At 69.1% G+C, this 17,994-nt stretch carries 19 protein-coding genes; 15 read left to right on the forward strand and 4 right to left on the reverse strand.

Translation table 11 applies throughout. From position 1 onward, the window contains the following. The first annotated feature begins 175 nt into the window (after positions 1–175). The 7 genes from ACIRDX_RS09035 (at position 176) to ACIRDX_RS09065 (ending at position 7,401) form a co-directional block, all read left to right on the forward strand. A complete protein-coding gene (locus tag ACIRDX_RS09035; RefSeq protein WP_396625088.1) occupies positions 176–982 on the forward strand; it encodes a glycosyltransferase in 807 nt (268 codons plus the stop codon). 21 nt (positions 983–1,003) lie between these two features. Then, positions 1,004–2,428: a Gfo/Idh/MocA family protein gene (locus ACIRDX_RS09040; RefSeq protein ID WP_396625089.1), complete on the forward strand. Its 1,425-nt coding sequence runs from the start codon at positions 1,004–1,006 to the stop codon at positions 2,426–2,428. A 1-nt stretch (position 2,429) separates the two neighbouring features. Further along, a complete protein-coding gene (locus tag ACIRDX_RS09045; RefSeq protein ID WP_396625090.1) occupies positions 2,430–3,398 on the forward strand; it encodes an FAD:protein FMN transferase in 969 nt (322 codons plus the stop codon). Then, complete coding sequence (locus ACIRDX_RS09050; protein WP_396625091.1) at positions 3,395–4,852, forward strand: Gfo/Idh/MocA family protein; 1,458 nt, start codon at positions 3,395–3,397, stop codon at positions 4,850–4,852. Before ACIRDX_RS09045 ends, ACIRDX_RS09050 begins: the two co-directional genes overlap by 4 nt. Continuing rightward, the gene (locus ACIRDX_RS09055; RefSeq protein ID WP_396625092.1) at positions 4,849–5,355 is read left to right on the forward strand and encodes a DoxX family protein; all 507 of its coding nucleotides are present in this window, start codon (positions 4,849–4,851) and stop codon (positions 5,353–5,355) included. Before ACIRDX_RS09050 ends, ACIRDX_RS09055 begins: the two co-directional genes overlap by 4 nt. Positions 5,356–5,578: 223 nt before the next feature. Next, on the forward strand, positions 5,579–6,580 hold the full coding sequence (locus ACIRDX_RS09060) for a cytochrome c3 family protein (protein ID WP_396625093.1): 1,002 nt from the start codon (positions 5,579–5,581) through the stop codon (positions 6,578–6,580). After that, positions 6,577–7,401 carry a formate dehydrogenase subunit gamma gene (locus tag ACIRDX_RS09065; protein ID WP_396625094.1) on the forward strand — a complete coding sequence of 275 codons (825 nt, stop codon included), beginning with the start codon at positions 6,577–6,579 and terminating at the stop codon, positions 7,399–7,401. Before ACIRDX_RS09060 ends, ACIRDX_RS09065 begins: the two co-directional genes overlap by 4 nt. Positions 7,402–7,469: 68 nt before the next feature. Here the strand turns inward: ACIRDX_RS09065 and ACIRDX_RS09070 are convergent, their stop codons facing one another. From ACIRDX_RS09070 to ACIRDX_RS09080, 3 genes are all read right to left on the reverse strand, one after another. Further along, positions 7,470–8,738, reverse strand: a complete 1,269-nt coding sequence (locus ACIRDX_RS09070; RefSeq protein ID WP_396625095.1) for a Gfo/Idh/MocA family protein — start codon at positions 8,736–8,738, stop codon at positions 7,470–7,472. A gap of 382 nt (positions 8,739–9,120) precedes the next feature. Beyond that, entirely contained in the window at positions 9,121–9,537 is a 417-nt protein-coding gene (locus tag ACIRDX_RS09075) for a PIN domain-containing protein (RefSeq protein WP_396625096.1), read from the reverse strand. Then, positions 9,534–9,734 carry a type II toxin-antitoxin system VapB family antitoxin gene (locus tag ACIRDX_RS09080; protein WP_396625097.1) on the reverse strand — a complete coding sequence of 67 codons (201 nt, stop codon included), beginning with the start codon at positions 9,732–9,734 and terminating at the stop codon, positions 9,534–9,536. Before ACIRDX_RS09080 ends, ACIRDX_RS09075 begins: the two co-directional genes overlap by 4 nt. Before the next feature lie 148 nt (positions 9,735–9,882). Between ACIRDX_RS09080 and ACIRDX_RS09085 the strand changes: the two genes are divergently transcribed. From ACIRDX_RS09085 to ACIRDX_RS09115, 7 genes are all read left to right on the forward strand, one after another. After that, positions 9,883–10,806 carry an alpha/beta fold hydrolase gene (locus tag ACIRDX_RS09085; RefSeq protein WP_396625098.1) on the forward strand — a complete coding sequence of 308 codons (924 nt, stop codon included), beginning with the start codon at positions 9,883–9,885 and terminating at the stop codon, positions 10,804–10,806. 37 nt (positions 10,807–10,843) lie between these two features. Then, positions 10,844–12,136 (forward strand): M28 family metallopeptidase, encoded by a 1,293-nt coding sequence (locus tag ACIRDX_RS09090; protein ID WP_396625099.1) that lies wholly within the window; start codon positions 10,844–10,846, stop codon positions 12,134–12,136. 161 nt (positions 12,137–12,297) lie between these two features. Beyond that, a complete protein-coding gene (locus tag ACIRDX_RS09095) occupies positions 12,298–12,564 on the forward strand; it encodes an AbrB/MazE/SpoVT family DNA-binding domain-containing protein (protein WP_396625100.1) in 267 nt (88 codons plus the stop codon). Further along, positions 12,561–12,959 carry a PIN domain-containing protein gene (locus tag ACIRDX_RS09100; RefSeq protein ID WP_396625101.1) on the forward strand — a complete coding sequence of 133 codons (399 nt, stop codon included), beginning with the start codon at positions 12,561–12,563 and terminating at the stop codon, positions 12,957–12,959. The genes ACIRDX_RS09095 and ACIRDX_RS09100 overlap by 4 nt, the downstream gene beginning before the upstream one ends. Positions 12,960–13,132: 173 nt before the next feature. Then, a complete protein-coding gene (locus ACIRDX_RS09105) occupies positions 13,133–14,209 on the forward strand; it encodes an SGNH/GDSL hydrolase family protein (protein ID WP_396625102.1) in 1,077 nt (358 codons plus the stop codon). 250 nt (positions 14,210–14,459) lie between these two features. After that, the gene (locus ACIRDX_RS09110; protein ID WP_396625103.1) at positions 14,460–14,723 is read left to right on the forward strand and encodes a type II toxin-antitoxin system Phd/YefM family antitoxin; all 264 of its coding nucleotides are present in this window, start codon (positions 14,460–14,462) and stop codon (positions 14,721–14,723) included. Continuing rightward, positions 14,723–15,139, forward strand: a complete 417-nt coding sequence (locus tag ACIRDX_RS09115) for a type II toxin-antitoxin system VapC family toxin (protein WP_396625104.1) — start codon at positions 14,723–14,725, stop codon at positions 15,137–15,139. Before ACIRDX_RS09110 ends, ACIRDX_RS09115 begins: the two co-directional genes overlap by 1 nt. Before the next feature lie 16 nt (positions 15,140–15,155). On the opposite strand, the gene ACIRDX_RS09120 is transcribed toward ACIRDX_RS09115, so the two are convergent. Next, complete coding sequence (locus ACIRDX_RS09120) at positions 15,156–16,607, reverse strand: sulfatase (RefSeq protein ID WP_396625105.1); 1,452 nt, start codon at positions 16,605–16,607, stop codon at positions 15,156–15,158. 178 nt (positions 16,608–16,785) lie between these two features. On the opposite strand from ACIRDX_RS09120, the gene ACIRDX_RS09125 reads away from it, so the two are divergent. Next, a complete protein-coding gene (locus ACIRDX_RS09125; protein ID WP_396625106.1) occupies positions 16,786–17,907 on the forward strand; it encodes a 1,4-beta-xylanase in 1,122 nt (373 codons plus the stop codon). The last annotated feature ends 87 nt before the right edge of the window (positions 17,908–17,994 follow it).

Below are 17,994 nucleotides of genomic sequence, written 5' to 3' on the forward strand. Positions count from 1 at the left end.
CGCTCGCACACGCGCCGGCGCTCGACGCGTCGCTCGGCGACCGCTACGTCTCCGAGTTCTACGGCCTCAGGCCCGACGTGCTGCAGGCCCTGTACGTCGAGCACGATTTGTGGGAGCGTTACGTGGCAAGTGTCGCCCGCGGTGACGGGGACATGCCCGGCGGTCCGATGCTGCGATGACGCCTCCCGAGCTGGCCCTCGTCGTTCCGTGCTACAACGAAGCGGCCCGGCTCGACAGCGCCGCGTTCCTGGCATTCGTCAGCACGCGACCCGGCGTCCAGCTGGTGATGGTCGACGATGGGAGTACCGACACGACCGGGGCGATCCTCGAGAGCATGCGCGCGGCGGCGCCCCAGAGCGTCACGACCGTCAGGCACACCCCCAATCGCGGCAAGGGCGAGGCGGTCCGGGCCGGCGTGCACGCGGCGCTCGCGCAGCGCGCGGCGCTCGTGGGCTATTTCGATGCCGACCTCTCGACGCCCCTCCGTGCCGTCGACGACTTCCTGGCCGTGCTCCACGGCCACCCCACCATCGAGTTCGTCCTCGGATCGCGCCTCCAGCTGCTCGGGCGTGACATCAGGAGGAAGGCGACACGGCACTACCTCGGGCGCATCTTCGCGACGGCGGTGTCGCATGCCCTCGACCTGGCGGTCTACGACACGCAGTGCGGCGCCAAGGTGTTGCGGGTCAACGAGGCGACCGCGGCGCTCTTCGCGGAGCCGTTCCGCAGTCCCTGGATCTTCGACGTGGAGCTGATTGCGCGGTATCTTCGGACGCCGGTCGCCCCGGGCGAACCCTCGCGGAAGGACCGCTTGTACGAACTCGTGCTGCCAGCCTGGCACGACATCCCCGGGTCGAAGCTGCGCTGGTACGACTTTGCCCGTGCCGCCATCGACGTCGGGCACATCTGGCGTGAACGTGTCGCGAGCCGACCTGCCTCCCTGGCGGGTCAGACCACGGCCTCGCGGAGAGAGAGTGCGTGACATGGACAGGAGAGCAGAGCAATGAGCAGTGACAAGCAATCACCCACCCAGGTCTCCCGACGCGCGTTCATGGGCACGGCCGCCACGGCCGCCGGCTTCACGATCGTCCCGCGGCGCGTGCTCGGCGGCACGGGCTACCAGGCGCCCAGCGACACGGTCAACGTCGCCGTGGTCGGCTACATCCACGGCATGGGCACGTCGAACCTGCTCAACGTGATCAAGAGCGACAACGTCGTCGCGCTCTGCGACATCGACGAGAGCGCCGCGGCCAAGGAGGCGCTGAAGCGTCGCGACACGATCGCGAAGGTGCCCAAGGCGACGATGTACAAGGACTACCGCGTGATGCTCGAGAAGCAGAAGGACATCGACGCGGTGCTGGTGGCGACGCCCGACCACTGGCACGCCCTGATCGCGATGGCCTCGATGCAGCTCGGCAAGCACGTGTACGTGCAGAAGCCGCTCACGCGCACCATCACCGAGGCGCGTGCGCTGACCGAGGCGGCGCGGAAGTACAAGGTCGTCACGCAGATGGGCAACCAGGGCCACTCGGAGGAAGGGTTGCGCCTGATGCAGGAGTGGCTCGAAGCAGGGGCCATCGGCCAGGTGCGCGAAGTGCACTGCTGGACGAACCGGCCGATCTGGCCGCAGGGCATGCCGCGCCCGACCGAGGCGATGGCCGTGCCCGACGGCCTCGATTGGGATTTCTGGCTCGGCCCGGCGCCTGTGCGTCCGTTCCACAAGACCTATCACCCGTTCGGCTGGCGCGCGTGGCAGGACTTCGGCGCCGGCGCGATGGGCGACATGGGCTGCCACGTGCTCGACGCGTCGTTCACGATCCTGAAGCTCGGCGCACCGACCAGCGTCATCTCGTCGCTCGGGTACAACTTCCTGCCCCCGGCGCCGGGCCAGCGCGGGTTCGGCCAGCGTGTCGAGTACAACGACAGCTACCCGCCGTCGTCGCTCATCCACCTGACGTTCCCGGCGCGCGGCAACATGCCGCCGGTGACGCTGCACTGGTACGACGGCGGGCTCCTCCCCGAGCTCCCGCCCGAGCTCGAGCCGGATCGCAAGCTGCCGGAATCGGGCACGATCTTCGTCGGTGACAAGGGCAAGATGTGGTGCGAGACGTACTCGGAGAGCCCGCGCCTCATCCCCGAGTCGGCGATGCAGGCCTTCCAGCGGCCGGCCAAGACGCTGCCGCGCGTCGAGGGGGGCCGCGGCGGACACGAGAAGAACTGGCTCGACGCGATCCGCCAGAAGGGCAAGGCGGTGGCCGACTTCGACTACGCCGGGCCGTTCACCGAGGCGGTGCTGCTCGGCAATGTCGCGATGCGCTTCCCCGGGGAGCGGCTGATGTGGGATGCCGCCTCCATGAAGGTGACCAACAAGCCCGAGGCCGATCAGTACGTCCGCCACAACTACCGCGGGACGTGGTCGCTGGGATGAGGTGAGGCCGCTGGACGAGGAGACCAGTCTCCGCATCGAGGGGCGCCGCGCGCGCGACGCGCGGCGCCATTCGCACGAGGCGATGCACACCGTGTTCGAGGTGCATGCCCTGCACCCCGACGCGCGGTATGCGGCGCAGGCGGCCGAGGCCGCGTTTGCGGTGACCGATCGGCTCGAGCGCGACCTGAGCCGCTTCATCGCCAACAGCGACATCTCGCGGATCAACAGGCTCGAGGCGGGTGAGGCGACGCGCGTGTGCCGCGACACTCTGGAGTGTCTCGTCATCGCCCGGCACATGTTCGAGCTCACCGACGGGGCGTTCGACATCTCGATCGGCACCGGCCTGTCGTCGATCGAACTGGACGAGGACGCGAGCCTGGTGCGTGCGACCCGCGCCGGCGTCCGGCTCGATCTCGGCGGCATCGGCAAGGGCTATGCGGTGGACCGGATGGCGGACGTCCTCGAGGACTGGGGGCTGCACGTGGCCCTGGTTCACGGCGGCTTCAGTTCGGTGCTGGCGCTCGACGGCCCCGAGGATGGCGAGGGATGGCCCCTGACCCTGAGCGATCCGGCGTCGCCCGCGCGAGTGATCGCACGGCTGTCGGCGTGCCAGACGTCGCTCGGCGCGTCCGGGGTCCGGAAGGGCGATCACATCGTGGATCCGCGCACGGGCGAGCCCGTGCGCGGGCGGCGGGCGGCGTGGGTCTCGGCGCCGCGGCCGGCCCCCGAGGGGCACGTGTCGGGTGACGGGGCACCACGGCTCGCGGTGACGGCGGTGACCGATGCACTGACCACCGCATGCATGCTGATGGGCCTGGACGAGATCGAGGCGCTGTGTGCGCGCAGCCCGGGACTCGAGGCCTGGGTGCTCGAGGATCACGGGCAGGACGGGCCGGCCGAGGCCGACCTGCGGCACGTCGGCGGTGTTCACAACGAGGGGCCAGCGGCCCTGCAGACAGGAGACGCATGATGGCGGGCGAGGACGGCAAGGACAAGGCGGCACCAGCGGCGGCCGACGGGCAACGCAAGCTCGATCGCCGCGACGTGCTGATGGGGCTCTCGACGGTCCCGGCGCTGGGGCTCTTCGGCTACGCGTGGAGCAAGCAGAAGCAGGTCAAGGAGGCGACGGCACAGGCGGCGGTCGCGCCGCGCGCGGCGGCCAAGGGTGATGTCAAGGAGATCAACGTCGCCCTGATCGGCGCCGGCTCGCAGGGGCAGGTGCTCACCGAGGCGATGCTGCGCATCCCGGGGCTGCGCTTCCGTGCCGTGTGCGACATCTGGGCCGAGTACAACCAGAAGCGTGTGGTCAACACGCTCAAGCGCTTCAAGCACGAGGTGACCGGCTACGTGGACTACCGCGAGATGCTCGACAAGCATCCCGAGATCGAGGCGGTGGTCATCGCCACGCCCGATTTCTGGCACGCCGAGCACACGATCGCGTGCCTCAAGGCCGGCAAGCACGTGTACTGCGAGAAGGAGATGTCCAACACGCTCGAGGGCGCCCGTAGCATGGTGCTGGCCCAGCGCGAGACCGGCAAGCTCCTGCAGATCGGCCATCAGCGCCGATCCAATCCTCGCTACATCCACTGTCACGGCAAGCTGCTGAACGAGGCCAAGCTGCTCGGTCGCATCGTCACGGTCAACGGCCAGTGGAACCGCGCGGTGGCGGCCGATCTCGGCGCGCCCGAGCGCTACGCCATCCCGCAGGAGACGCTCACCCAGTTCGGCTTCAAGGACATGCACCAGTTCCGCAACTGGCGCTGGTACAAGGGCAAGGGCGGCGGCCCGATCGTCGACCTCGGGTCGCACCAGATCGACATCTACAGCTGGTTCCTCGGCTCGAACCCGACGCACGTGACGGCCAGCGGCGGCCTCCTGTACTACGACCCGAAGACGCACGAGTGGTACGACACGGTCATGGTCGTCTACGACTACATGACGCCGAACGGCCCGGCCAAGGCGTACTACCAGACGCAGACGACCAACGGCAGCCAGGGCTACTTCGAGACGTTCATGGGCGACCAGGGCACGTTGACCCTCTCGGAGTCCGAGGGGAACAACCCCGGTTCGCTCTACCGCGACCCCAACGCGCCGGCGTGGGACGACTGGATCCAGAAGGGCTACATCAGCGCCCCGCAGGTCCCCGAGGCCAAGGAGGAGGAGAAGGAGGGCGGTGCGATCGCGGACGTCCGCGAGTCGGTCGCGCCTGATCGGCACAAGGTGCCGGTGACCCTCACCGACCCGTACCACCAACCGCACCTGCAGAACTTCTTCGACGCCGTGCGCGGCAAGGCCACGCTCAACTGCCCGGCCGAGGTCGCCTACGAGTCGGCGGTGGCGGTGCTGAAGGTCAACGAGGCGATCGAGGCAAATGCCCGGCTGGCGTTCCGGCCGGAGGACTTCAAGGTCGGGGGGGCGGCATGATGACGGGCACGCTGGCGTCTCACTGGGCGATGGTCGGCATCACGCTGATGCGGGTGCTGGTCGGGTGGCACTTCCTGTACGAAGGTCTCGGCAAGCTCACGGCCGACTCGTGGTCGGCAGCCGGCTACATGAAGCAGTCGCGCGGGCCGTTCGCGGAGCTGTTCAGGGGCATGGCCGCCAACCCGAACCTGCTGGCCTACGCCGACACGATCACGATGTGGGGGCTGACGATCGTCGGCGCGTGCCTCATCCTGGGCCTGTTCACGCGGCTGGCGAGCCTCGGCGGCATCGGCTTCCTGCTGCTGTTCTACCTGTGCAACCCGCCGTTCATCGGCTACTTCTACACGATCCCGTCAGAGGGCAATTACCTGATCGTGAACAAGAACCTGGTGGAACTGGCCGCGCTCGTCGTCATCTTCGCGACAGGCAGCGGGACGTTCGCCGGGCTCGATCGGATCGTGCGCGGCCTGTTGGCGCGCAAGCCGCGCCTGGCCGCGGCGTAGGACCCCTGAGAACTCGCGGCCCCGAGCGAGCCGGAACGACCGCTCCGGGGCCAGGTTCCAGCGACGATCGCGCGACAGGGCCGCGAACATCGCCCGGCCGAAACCGGGGACTATTCCCCGCGGCCTGGGTGTTCTTTCGCGGCCCTGGACGATTCAGTGGTGTGCCTGCCTTTGGCACTCGCCTCGGCAAGGATCATGCGGTAGGCTCTGGAGCGACTCGTCCATGACCCTGCGTTCCCACTCCCTCATCGTCGTTGCCTTCACTGCGTGGGCGGCCAGCCTGTGTGTGGTGCCGACGCTGGCGTCGCGGCCGGCGGTTGCCCCTCCTCCGGCACCGGTGGCCGCCGCTGCAGCGCAGCCCGCGGACGCCCCCGTGGAGATCACCGACGCCGACTGCATGGACTGTCACGGTGACCCGGAGGCCACGGCCGAGAGCGGGCAGAGCATCGCCGTGGACGCGTCGAAATACGCCAAGTCCGTGCACGGCAAGGAGGAGATGAGCTGCACGACGTGCCATGCGGACCTCGACGGCAAGGAACTGCCGCACGAGGACAAGCTGGAGAAGGTGGACTGCTCCACGTGCCACGATGACGCCGTGACGGCCTACACGGCCAGCGTGCATGCCACCGCGCGTCGCGCGGACGGCAAGACCGTGGGCGCCACCTGCGTCAATTGCCATACCGCGCACGAGACGCAGCCGGTCGCCAGCGGCGCGTGGCGCATGGACATGGTCGCCGAGTGCGGCACCTGCCACCTCGATCGGCTCAAGACCTATCGCGACACGTTCCACGGGAAGATCACCTCCCTGGGATTCGAGCGCATTGCCAAGTGTTCCGATTGCCACGGGGCGCACGACATCCATCCGCAGAAGGACCCGCGGTCGATGGTCTCCAGCGCGAAGATCGTCGCGACGTGCCAGCAGTGCCACAAGGACGCCACGCCCGCGTACGCGCAGTACGATCCCCACGCCGACAAGGACGACGCCGAGCGCAGCCCCCAGCTGTACTACGCCTCGCGCTTCATGCACTGGCTGCTCGTCGGCACCTTCGGATTCTTCGGACTGCACGCGATGTTGTGGTTGCCGAGAAGCGCCATGGAGCGTCGCCGTCACAACCGCGCCCACTCCGAGATGGCGTCGCGGTCCGAGCCCGAGCCCGGGCCCGAGTCCGCACCCGAGTCGGAAGCCGAGCCCACGGCTGCGCCGAAGGACACTGAACAGTCATGACCACCGAGACGGGACGATTCGTCCGGCGTTTCGACGCCGTCGACCGCACGCTGCACATCTTCCTGATGATCGCGTTCCTCGGCCTGGCGATGACCGGGCTGCCCCTGGTGTTCCACGAGACCGCCTGGGCACGCAGGGTGGTGCGCCTCTTTCCGGATTTCGCGACGGCCGGGAACATCCACCGCGCCTGCGCCACGCTGCTGATCGCGATCTTCATCGTCCACCTCGTGCGGGTCGGGCGACGCGTCGTGGGCGAGAAGGACTGGGGGATGTTGTGGGGACCGCGGTCCATGGTGCCGCAGCCGCGAGACATCACCGATTTCGTCGGCCACGTGAAGTGGTTCGTCGGCCTGGGGCCACGTCCGGCGTTCGACCGCTTCACCTACTGGGAGAAGTTCGACTACTGGGCGGTGTTCTGGGGCATGGGCGTCATCGGCGCATCGGGGCTGTTGCTCTGGTTCCCTGCGTTCTTCTCGCGGTTCATGCCCGGGTGGGCCTTCAACGTCGCCCTGTTGATTCACGGCGAGGAAGCGCTGCTCGCCGTGGGCTTCATCTTCACGTTGCACTTCTTCAACGGGCACCTCCGCCCGGAGAAGTTCCCGATGGACCCGGTCATCTTCACCGGCGTCGTGCCTGAAGAGGAAATGCAGCGCGAGCGTCCCGGCGAGTATGCCCGCATGCAGGCAGCCGGGACCCTCGACGCGATCCGCACGACGGCTCCGCCGCGCTGGCTGCGCGTGCTCGGCTACGCCATCGGCACCACCGCGATCGTCACGGGCCTCACGATGGTGTCGCTCATCGTGATTGGCCTGATGCGGTAGCGGATCGCCCGCCGACCGAATGCCACCGCCGGGGCGCGTCGACGGCGCCCCGGCGGGTCCCGTCTCGATCAGTCCAGCGTGATGGTGCGCTTCACCTTGTCGAAGCGCGCCCGCCGGCCCGTCTCATAGGACATCGTGGCCATGATGCTGGCCACCGAGTGCTGGTAGCCGGCGTCGAGCGACGCGTTCGGCGTCTTGCCGTCGCGCATGCACCGGTACCAGTTCACCCAGTGGTCGGTCTGCTCGATGGGTTCGACCGTGTTCTCGCCACGAATCGAGCCGTCGCGATTGATGCCGCCCTCGGGGCTGTAGGTGGCGTTCGACCAGTCGAGCTTCAGCAGGCCCTTGTCGCCACTGAAGCGGGTGACGTTGCCGGCGCTGTTCCCGAAATTGGTCGTGTAGCTGATCATCAGGCCGTCGGGATACTGCCAGAGGGCGTCCACCTGGTCTGGCGCGGTGAAGCGATGCTCGTCCTTCCACGTGTAGACACCGCCCAGGCAGACGCACGTCTCGGGAATCCCGAGGTCGGCGATGTAGTGCACGAGGTCGAGGAAGTGCACGCCCCATTGCGGCACCGGCCCCTGCGAGAACTCCCAGTAGCCGAACCAGCCCGAATACAGGATCGGGTCGAAGGCCTTCTTCGTGCGGTCCTTGGCGAAGACCTTCCAATCGAGATCGGCCGCCTTCACGTCGGGTTTCAGGTACTGGTACCAGTACGGCTTGTCGCCGTTGCGGATCTGATCGATGCGGGAGATCTTCCCGAGCTTTCCTGACTTCAGCAGTTCGCGGCAGCCCGCCGCCACACCCGAGCTGCGCAGCTGCGTGCCGACCTGGATGACGACGCCCGACGCCTTCGCCGCCGCGTACGCACGGTTCAGCTCGCCGATCTCGTTGGCCATCGGCTTCTCGACGTAGACATGCTTGCCCGCCCTGGTGGCGGCCTCGAGGTGCGCGGCGTGCCAGTGATCGGGCGACGAGATGAACACCGCGTCGACCTCGCGGAGGTCGAGCAGTTCCTCGACCGACCGGCACTGTTTCGCGTCGGTGCCGAACCATTCCTTCGCCTTGGCCGCCGCGGTCTCGCTCGCCACTCGCCAGGGGTCGTACACCGCGATGACTTCGAGGTTCTCGGCCTGGGCGTGCTGGTGCACGCTGGCCATCTCGACGCCGATGCCGCGGTCGCCGCACCCGATGACGCCGATGCGGATGCGATCGTTGGCTCCGATGCTGCGGCGCTGCGTGGCCGCATCCAGGCCGCGCGGTGCAACCAGGGACACCGCTCCCGCTGCGGCAACGGTCGTCAGGAAATCCCGGCGTGTGTGTGCAGAGATCGTCATGGCCTCACTCCTGTTCCACGTACCCCGTACGCTGCCCGAGTGTACTGCACGCCGGCGCGCGCGCCGCGCGGCGCGTCGCGCCGGGAGGCTGCACTCTCAGCGCGCGCGAGGACAGGTCACGACCGAGCGCGCGTAGTTGCCGTCGACACCCCTCCGCTCCTGAAACCGTGCCGGCGACGCTCGCGGATCGCGACGCGCCGCCGGCCGCAGTATCGCGGCCTTCCGTGCGGCTCTTCGGCGCGATCGTCGTGTACCAGCAGCAACACCCCGCCGCCGGCCGCAGGTGCCTGGCGCCACTCCCACACCTGCGCTCACCACGCCACTGCAGCCGGGCTGCGGCATCGACGTCCACACGCGCTTCCGCCTCCCCGAGCGTCCGAGGCTAGGGCTGGGGCGCCTGATCCGCCCTGTGGAGACGCACCGGCAGCACGCGGCTGACCGTCACGAAGTCGTCGTCTGTCGTGAAGATCGGGAAACGGGCTCGCTCGGCGACGGCGCAGAGCAGGAAGTCCGTGTTCGAGGCCTGAATCCCTTTCGCCCGGCAGATGTTGAGACAGTCTGCCGCGCGCTCGTAGTCCTCGGACGTGATCGGCTCGTCTGGAAACGCCCGCAAATGGTCGCGGAGTCGCTCGAACACGGCCCGGTCACGAATGCCGCTGAGGAGTTCCTGCCGGACAGGGCCAACGATCCCGGCGCGTCCGTGCACGACCAGACGACGCAACTCGTCCACCGCCGCATGCGCCGGTGCCCGGCGGCGCAGGGCGAGAGACCAGACGGACGTGTCGACGAGGACCTTCATCGGCGGCGCCGCTGCTTCTTGTAGTCGTACTTCGGGTCGTAGTCGATCGTTCCGAAGAGCTCGGCGATGCGCGCCTGCTTGCGGCGACCGATGTACTCCTGCAGTGCTTCGGTGACCGTCTCCCTCTTCGTGGCCCTGCCGCCAATCTTCAAGGCTTCTTCGAGCAGCTTGTCGTCGAGGGCCAGGTTCGTCGCCATCTACACACGCTACTACACATCACGGTGTGTGGACAGATGGGACGCTGCGCCTGGCGGAACATCCCGCCCGGGAGCGGGGGCCGGCGGCCGAGAGACGCGATTCTGTTGACGCGAGAGACGGGAGACCCCGCTAATGTGTCCCATCGTCATGCGACACGCCCTGCTCCGCTGGCCCGCCCTCGCGATCCTGTGCACCCTTGCGGGCCCGTTGGCCGCACACCCCCAGGGGCCCGCGGGTGCGCCATCCGGCATCGCGCCCCCGGCCGCCAGCCGCGAGTTCCCGGCAGCCGAGCCCCAGGCTCCGAGCTCCACGCCCGCACCGTTTCCGGGAGCGGTGACCAGCTACCTGGGCTTCGATCGCCATGACTTCGAGGTCGACGGCGAGCGCTTCACGGTGGCGGTGCCTCGCACCCCCGCGCCCGGGCGCCCGTGGCTGTGGGTCGCCGAGTTCTTCGGCATTGCCTTCTGGCATCAACTCGACGCCGAGTTGCTCGCCCGCGGCTGGCACATCGCCTACAATGCCTCCGCCGCCGGCCAGTACGGCAGCCCGCGCGGCGTCGCGCGGTGGGGCGTCGCGTACGACGTGTGGACGCGTCGCTTCGGACTCGATGCCCAGCCGGTGCTCGCCGGCTACAGTCGCGGCGGCCTGCTCGTGTACAACTGGGCGGCCGCCAATCCCGGCAAGGTCCGCGCCCTCTACGCCGACGCCCCGGTGTGCCGAATCCAGAGCTGGCCCGGCGGCACGGGGCGCGGCAAGGGCAGTCCGCGCGACTGGCGCGCGTGCCTCGACGCGTATGGCCTGACCGACGAAGAAGGGCGGGCGTACGCGCACAATCCGGTGGATCAACTCGGCGCCATCGCGCGGGCGGGCATCCCGGTGCTGCACGTCGTTGGCGATGCAGACGATGTGGTGCCGGTCGAGGAGAACACGGCGATCCTTGCGGCGCGCTTCGAGGCGCTTGGCGGCCGGATCAACGTGATCCACAAGCCCGGTATCGGGCACCACCCGCACGCCCTGCCCGACCCTGCCCCGATCGTCGCGTTCATCCTGGGCAGCAGTCCCGGCCGGTGAGGGGCGACTCGTTGCGCTTGCGGCAATAATGGCCGCCATGCTGCACGCATCTCCCGACCGCATCGCTCACGACCTGCAGGTCCTCGCCGGCGACATCGGCATCCGGCTCGCCGGCACCGACGGCGAACGTGCCGCCGCCGACCACGTCGCGGAGGTCGGCCGCCGCCTGGGCGCGCCGGTGTGGATCGAGGAGTTCCCAGTCCGCTCCCGCGTCGTCAGCGAGGAGCAGTTGGAGGTGCGCATCGGCGACGCGTGGCATGCCTTTGCCTGTTCGCTCTTCAGCAGCACGCCGGGGACGGGCGGCGAGTGGCGGTCTGGCGCCATCGCGACGATCACGCCGACCGACTACCAGCGCGACGACTTCTCGCACCTGCGCGGCAAGGCCGTCATCCACCTCGGGTGTCACATCGAGTCGCGAGCGGCGTACCAGCGCCTGATCGCGGCCCAGCCGGCGTTCCTGCTGATGGTGGACACGCGCTACGCGGGCGACACGCCGCGCGCCGACGGCATGTTTCCGTCGTACACGGCCGACATCGGGGCGGTGCCGACGCTGAACGTGGCGCACCAGGACGCGTGGCACTGGGTGGCCCAGGGGGCGACCGAAGCCCGCTGCCGCGTCGTCGGCGGCATGGAGCCGGCGACGTCGCAGAACGTCGTCATCGACCTGCCGGGCACCGACCTCGCCCACGAGATCCTGTACGCGAGCGCGCACCACGACACGCAGGCCGACTCGCCCGGTGCCGACGACAACGGGTCGGGCGTGGTCGGCGTGCTCGAGATCGCCCGGCTGCTCGCGCCCCTGCCGCGGCGGCGCACGATCCGGCTGATCTCGTTCGGCGCGGAAGAACAGCTCTCGGTCGGCTCGGCCGCCTACGTGCGTGCGCACCGCGACGAGATCGCGACGCGCGGCCGCTGCATGTACAACCTCGACAGCTTCGGGTCGCATCTCGGCTGGCTGCAGCTGTACATCAATGCCCATCCCGACTTCGAGGCGTCGTTCCGGCCCTACCTGCACGCGGCCGATCTGCGCTACCAGACCATCACCGCAGTGGTGCCGTACGCGGATCATTTCCCGTTCATCGCGACGGGCATTCCCGGCGTGTTCCACTACCGGGTCAACTGCGACGGCGGCCGCTTCTTCCACCACCGGCCAGACGATGACCTCACGCGCGTGTCGCCGGCGGTGATTGCGCGCGACGTGGGGGCGATCGCCACGTGGCTCGACGCCATGTCGACTGCCGATGCGTTGCCGTTCACACCGTCGATCCCCGAGGCGCAGCGTGATGAGGTTGCGGCGTGTTGGGAGGATCTGTTCGGCGGATGGCCGTAGGGAATGCCGTGATGCTGCGATGCCGAATGCCGCACAGTGAAGAACGAAGGCAGAAGGCTGCAGGACGCCAGGTCATCCGTCTCAGCCGGGTGGGGAACTCTGCCAGCCGGATGGACCGCCTTACGACTGGCATGTTATCGTGCCATTCGTAAGGAGGCTGCGTGAGCACGACCACCATCACATCCAAGGGCCAGATCACGCTGCCCAAGGGCATCCGGGACCGCCTGGCTCTGAAGGTCGGCGACCGCCTCCGGGTCTCCGCGGACCAGCACGGGCGGGTCACCCTCGATCGCGAACGCGGCGCGACCGCCAGTGACCTGTTCGGCGCGCTTCACCGTCTCGCACCCGCCCGGCCAGCGTCACTCGCTGACATGCGAGCGGCTGTGCGGCGTCGCGCTGGACGGGTGTCGCCCGGGACGCGCCGGTGATCGCCCTCGACACCAACGTGCTCATCCGCTTCCTCGTCCGCGACGACGAACGCCAGGCGCGCCGGGCGCGGGTGCTCATCGAAGGCGCGGCGACCGCTGGTGACCGCTGTCTCGTCACGAGCCCGGTGCTCTGCGAACTGGAGTGGGTGCTGGAGGGCGTGTACAACGCGTCACGGACAGACATCGCCGACACCGTCCGGGGGCTGCTGACGACGCCACCATTCGTCGTCGAGGATGACGCCCTGGTCCGTCGCGCCCTGGCCTCCTACGTCAAGGGCAAGGCCGATTTCTCCGACTATCTCCTCGGACAACTCGGACGGGCAGGTGGCGCACGCACGACGTACACCTTCGATCGCGCCCTCAGGAACGGTGAGGGCTTCACGGTGCTGCCATGATGCGACCCGCGACGCGGTAGCGATGCGGCGGGACGCGTGTTGCGAATGCGATGGATGTAGGCTCTCTCCGAGAGACCGCCACCGCCATGCTCCGACTGCTCCGATCCGCCTGGGCCACCGCACTCGCTGCCCCGCCGACCACAGCCCGTCTCCCCGTTCTGTTGATGGCCCTCATGCCGGCCCTCGCGGCCGCCCAACCGGCCGCCCCCGAGCCGCCGGTGGCCCTGACGTGGCACCGCGTGACTCCCGCGGTGGTCGAGGGCAAGGGGTGGACCGACACCGCCGGCGACTTCGATCGCTTTCCGGCGCGGGCCAAGGACGATGTGCCCGACGCGGTGTGGGAGCTGTCGCAACAGTCGGCTGGACTGAGCGTGCGGTTCACCAGCAACGCCACACGCGTGCGTGTCCGCTGGACCGTGACCCGCGACCGGCTGGCGTTGCCCCACATGCCCGCGACCGGCGTCAGCGGGCTCGACCTGTATGCCAGGGACGCCGGTGCATGGCGCTTCGTTGGCGGCGCCCGGCCCCTCGAGTCCCCAACCAACGACGCCAGCGTCATCGTTGGACTCACGCCGGAGTCGCGGGAGTTCCGCCTCTACCTGCCGCTCTACAACGGCGTCGACCGGCTCGAGATCGGCGTGCCGGAACAGGCGTCGTTCCGCTTCGACGAACCGTCAAGGGCCAAGCCCGTGGTGGTCTATGGCACGTCGATCACGCAGGGGTGTTGTGCGTCGCGCCCGGGCATGAGCTACACGGCCATCCTCGGGCGCCGGCTCGACGTCGCGGTCATCAACCTGGGCTTCTCCGGGAGCGCGAAGGCCGAGCCTGAGGTCGCGCGCCTGCTGGCCGAACTCGATCCGGCGGCGTTCGTCATCGACGCGCTGCCGAACATGACGCCCCTGCAGGTCGCCGAGCGCATGCCCGCACTGATCGACATCATCCGGGCCGCCCGTCCGCACACGCCGATCGTGCTGGTCGAGCACCTGATCTACCCCAACCTGCGCTTCCGCAAGGAGAAGGCCGCGGATGTCGCCGTGGCCAACGCGTCACTCCGGCGGATCCACGAGTCGCGGCGCAAGGCCGGCGACACGCGGATCACGATCGTGCCGAGTGCGCGCCTGCTCGGCTCTGACGGCGATGGCACGGTGGACGACAGCCATCCGACCGAACTCGGCTTCCAGCGCATGGTCGATGGCCTCGAGCCGTACCTGCGCCGCGCGTTGTCGCAAGGCGCCACGACCCGTCGATGAACGCGCCACGAGGCGCGCCCGGCTCCACTCATCGCCGAGGGCCGAGCGCCTCTCCATCGTCCGGAAACTCACCACTCGGCGTCTCTACCGCGTTGCGCAGAGTGTCCAGGTCGATCCCGATGCCGACGCCCTGCCCGACCCCGTTCCGGTCACGGGCGGGCGGCACGACCGGGCCGGCATGGCATCGTTGCCATGGCGATGGGCAAAACGTAAACTGGTCAACGTCTGGTCGATTTCGAGAGACCCTCTCATGCCCACCGTCACCGCGTTCGAAGCCAAGACCCGGTTCGGGGAACTCCTCGAGCGTGTTGGTCGAGGTGAGGAAGTCGTCATCACCCGCCACGACAAGGTCGTGGCGCGCATCGTCCCTGAGGGGCCGCGGAGCCTGGCACAGGTGCGCCAGGCTGTCCTCGACCTGAATCAGTTGCGCCAGGAGATCGGCCGGCGAACGAAGGGGCGCGCGAGGCTCTCGAACGCGGAGGTCCGGTCGGCCATCGAGGACGGTCGACGCTGATGGACCAGGTGGTCGTGGACGCCTCCCTGGCCGTGGCGTGGGTCCACCCGGGCCAGGCCACGCCTGAAACAGATGCCCTGCTCGATCGGGTCGGGCAGGGCATGCGACTCGTCGTACCGGCCCTGTGGCCGGTCGAGGTCGCCAACGTGCTGCTGGTGCTCGAGCGGCGGAAGAAGCTGACGTCGAGGGAGCGTGGCCTGGCCCTGAACGCGCTGCTGTCCCTCAGATGCACGGTGGATCACGAGATGTCGGCCCTGGCGTTGACCGACCTGTCAACGCTGGCCAGCGACCTCACGTTGAGCGTGTACGACGCGGCCTATCTGGAACTCGCCCTGCGCCTCAAAGTCCCGCTGGCCTGCCTGGACGCTTCGCTCCGGGAGGCCGCCAGGCGCCGGCGCGTCAAGGTCGTTCCCTGAGTCAGGGCTCGCGCGTCTATTTCTGCCGGTACGCGGCGAGCCTCGCCGACAGGTCGGCCACCACGTCCGCGTGTGCGGGCGCTGTCGCGAGGTTCTGCGTTTCCTGTGGGTCGGCGGCGAGGTCGTACAGCTGTCGCCCCTCGCGCCCCTCGGCCCACTCGATGTAGCGCCAGCGATCGGTCCGCACCGCGTAGCCGTTGTAGGCCTGCGTGAAGGCCGCGTCGCGCACCGTGCGATCGGGCGTGTCGAGGACGGGCACCAGGCTTCGGCCGTCGAGCGGGTCGCTGGGCGTCAGGCCCGCCATCTCCGCGAGCGTGGGGTAGAGGTCGACCAGTTCCGAGAGGGCGCGCGTCGACGTGCCTCGCGCGCGGCCAGGCGCCGCAATCACGAGCGGCACGCGGGCGCAGTGCTCGAACAGGCTCGGCTTCTGCCACAGCCCGTGATCGGCCAGGTGGTAGCCGTGGTCGCTCGTGAACACCACCACCGTGTTGTCGGCCAGGCCCAGTCGCTCGAGCGCGGCCAGCACGACGCCGACCTGCGCGTCCATGAACGTCGCGGCCGCGTAGTAGGCCTGGATGGCCTCGCGCCGCTGCGCGTCGGTCATCGCGTCCTGCTCCTTGTTGGCGCGACGGTAGGCGGCCTTCGGCTCGCGCACCGTGTCGTCGGCCGACAGCGTGGGCAGCGTGATGCCGGAGGTCGGGTACATGTCGAAGTAGCGGCGAGGCGAGACGTAGGGCGTATGTGGGCGGTAGAACCCCACGCCGAGGAAGAACGGCTTCTGTTCGCGCTGGAATCGCTCGAGCAGGCGCACGGCCTCCGCCGCGCCGATGCCGTCGGTGTGCTGGGCATCCTCGCCCTCGTCGTCTGCCAGCCAGCTCACGGTGCCCCCGAACTGCCCGGGGACGAGCGTGAACACCTTGTCGAGCAGCTCCCGATCGCGGCCGCGCGGGTTGATGGCGATGTCCCAGGACTTGTAGTCGTCGAGGCCGCCGGTGCCGATGTCCAGCGGCACGCCGTAGTGGAACAGCTTGCCGACGCGGGCTGACACATACCCGTTGTTGCGGAACAGCTGCGGCAGGGTCACCGCGTTCGGGAGCCGTTCCCGGAAGTGGGGCGACATCGGGTTGCGCCCCGGGTTGCTCAGCACGCCCGTCACGTCGGGGCGGCGTCCGGTGAGCATCGACGATCGACTCTGGTTGCACACCGGGTACTGCGTGTACGCGCGGTCGAAGCGCAGGCCGCGCGCCGCGAGCCGGTCGATGTTGGGCGACCGCGCCGGCCCGCCGTAGGTCGCCAGGTCGGTGTTCAGGTCGTCGGCCATGATCAGCAGCACGTTCAGCCGCTTCGGGCCGGACACCTGCGCGGGCTGCGCGAGCAGCGTTGCCACCGCGCCCAGGCCGACGCACAGGATCAGGACGGGCCAGAAGGCCGTGCGCACGCGCGCCGCGTGCCGGCAGAGTGTCGTCATGGTTGTGGTCCGCGCCGACGATACCACTCGAAAACGCCGAACGCCGAACTCGCCGCGCGCCGCAGGCGCACATCGGCGAGTCTTCAACGTCGACTTCCGACTGCCGACTGCCGACTGCCTACTGCCGACTGCCGTACCCCGTACCCGGCACCCGGCACCCGGTGTACAGTCCTGACCCATGTCACTCAGGCACGCCGCGTTGCGGCTCGTCACCCTCGTGCTGGTGCTGGGGCACGGCGCCCTCGCGTCCGCGGGCCCGCGATGGACCGAACAGCAGGCGCGCGACTGGTACGCGCGCCAGGGCTTCCTCGTCGGGGCCAACTTCGTGCCGGCGACGGCCATCAACGAGCTCGAGATGTGGCAGGCCGAGACCTTCGACCCGGCGCGCATCGACACGGAGCTCGGCTGGGCCGCCAGCATCGGCATGAACACCATGCGCGTGTTCCTGCACGACCTCGCGTACCAGCAGGATCCCGAGGGCTTCCTCAGGCGCGTCGACCAGTTCCTGGGCATCGCCGCGAAGCACCGCATCAGGCCGATGATCGTGCTGTTCGACTCGGTGTGGGATCCGTTCCCGGCCGTCGGCCCGCAGCGCCCGCCGCGGCCCGGCGTGCACAACTCCGGCTGGGTGCAGAGCCCGGGCAAGGTGGCGCTCGAGGACCCCTCGCACTGGCCGCGCCTCGAGACCTACGTGAAGGCCGTCGTCGGCCGCTTCAAGGACGATGGGCGTGTGCTGGCGTGGGACCTGTGGAACGAGGTCGACAACATGAACGACCCCGCGTACGCGAGCCTCGAGCCGAAGAACAAGGGCGAGCTCGTGCTGGCGCTATTGCCGCAGGTGTTCGCCTGGGCGCGCGAGTCGGGCCCGACGCAGCCGCTCACGAGCGGTCTCTGGCGCGGCGGCGACTGGTCGAAGCTCGGCGAGCTCGCTGCCATCGATCGGGTGCAGGTCGTGCTCTCCGACATCGTCACCTTCCACAGCTACGACCCGCCCGCGCAGCTCGAGGCGCGCATCCGGCAGTTGCAGGGCTACAACCGCCCGATCATCTGCACCGAGTACATGGCGCGCGGCAACGGCAGCACGTTCGAGGGCTCACTGCCGATCCTGAAGAAGCACGGCGTTGGCGCCATCAACTGGGGACTGGTGCAGGGGAAGGCGCAGACGCACCTGCCATGGGACTCGTGGCGCCGGCCCTACGTCGACCGCGAGCCTGCCGTGTGGTTCCACGAGGTGTTCCGGCGCGACGGCACGCCGTACGACCCGAAGGACATCGCCGCGATCAAGGCGGCCACCCGGTAGGGCCGCGTGTCCCATGCGGCCGTCGGGCAGGGCGACAGGCGACGGGCTGCAGGCGGCCTGTGGCCGGCAGCCGTCGGTCGACGTGAA

Source organism: Luteitalea sp. (assembly GCF_044337415.1).
Taxonomy (GTDB): Bacteria; Acidobacteriota; Vicinamibacteria; order Vicinamibacterales; family Vicinamibacteraceae; genus Luteitalea.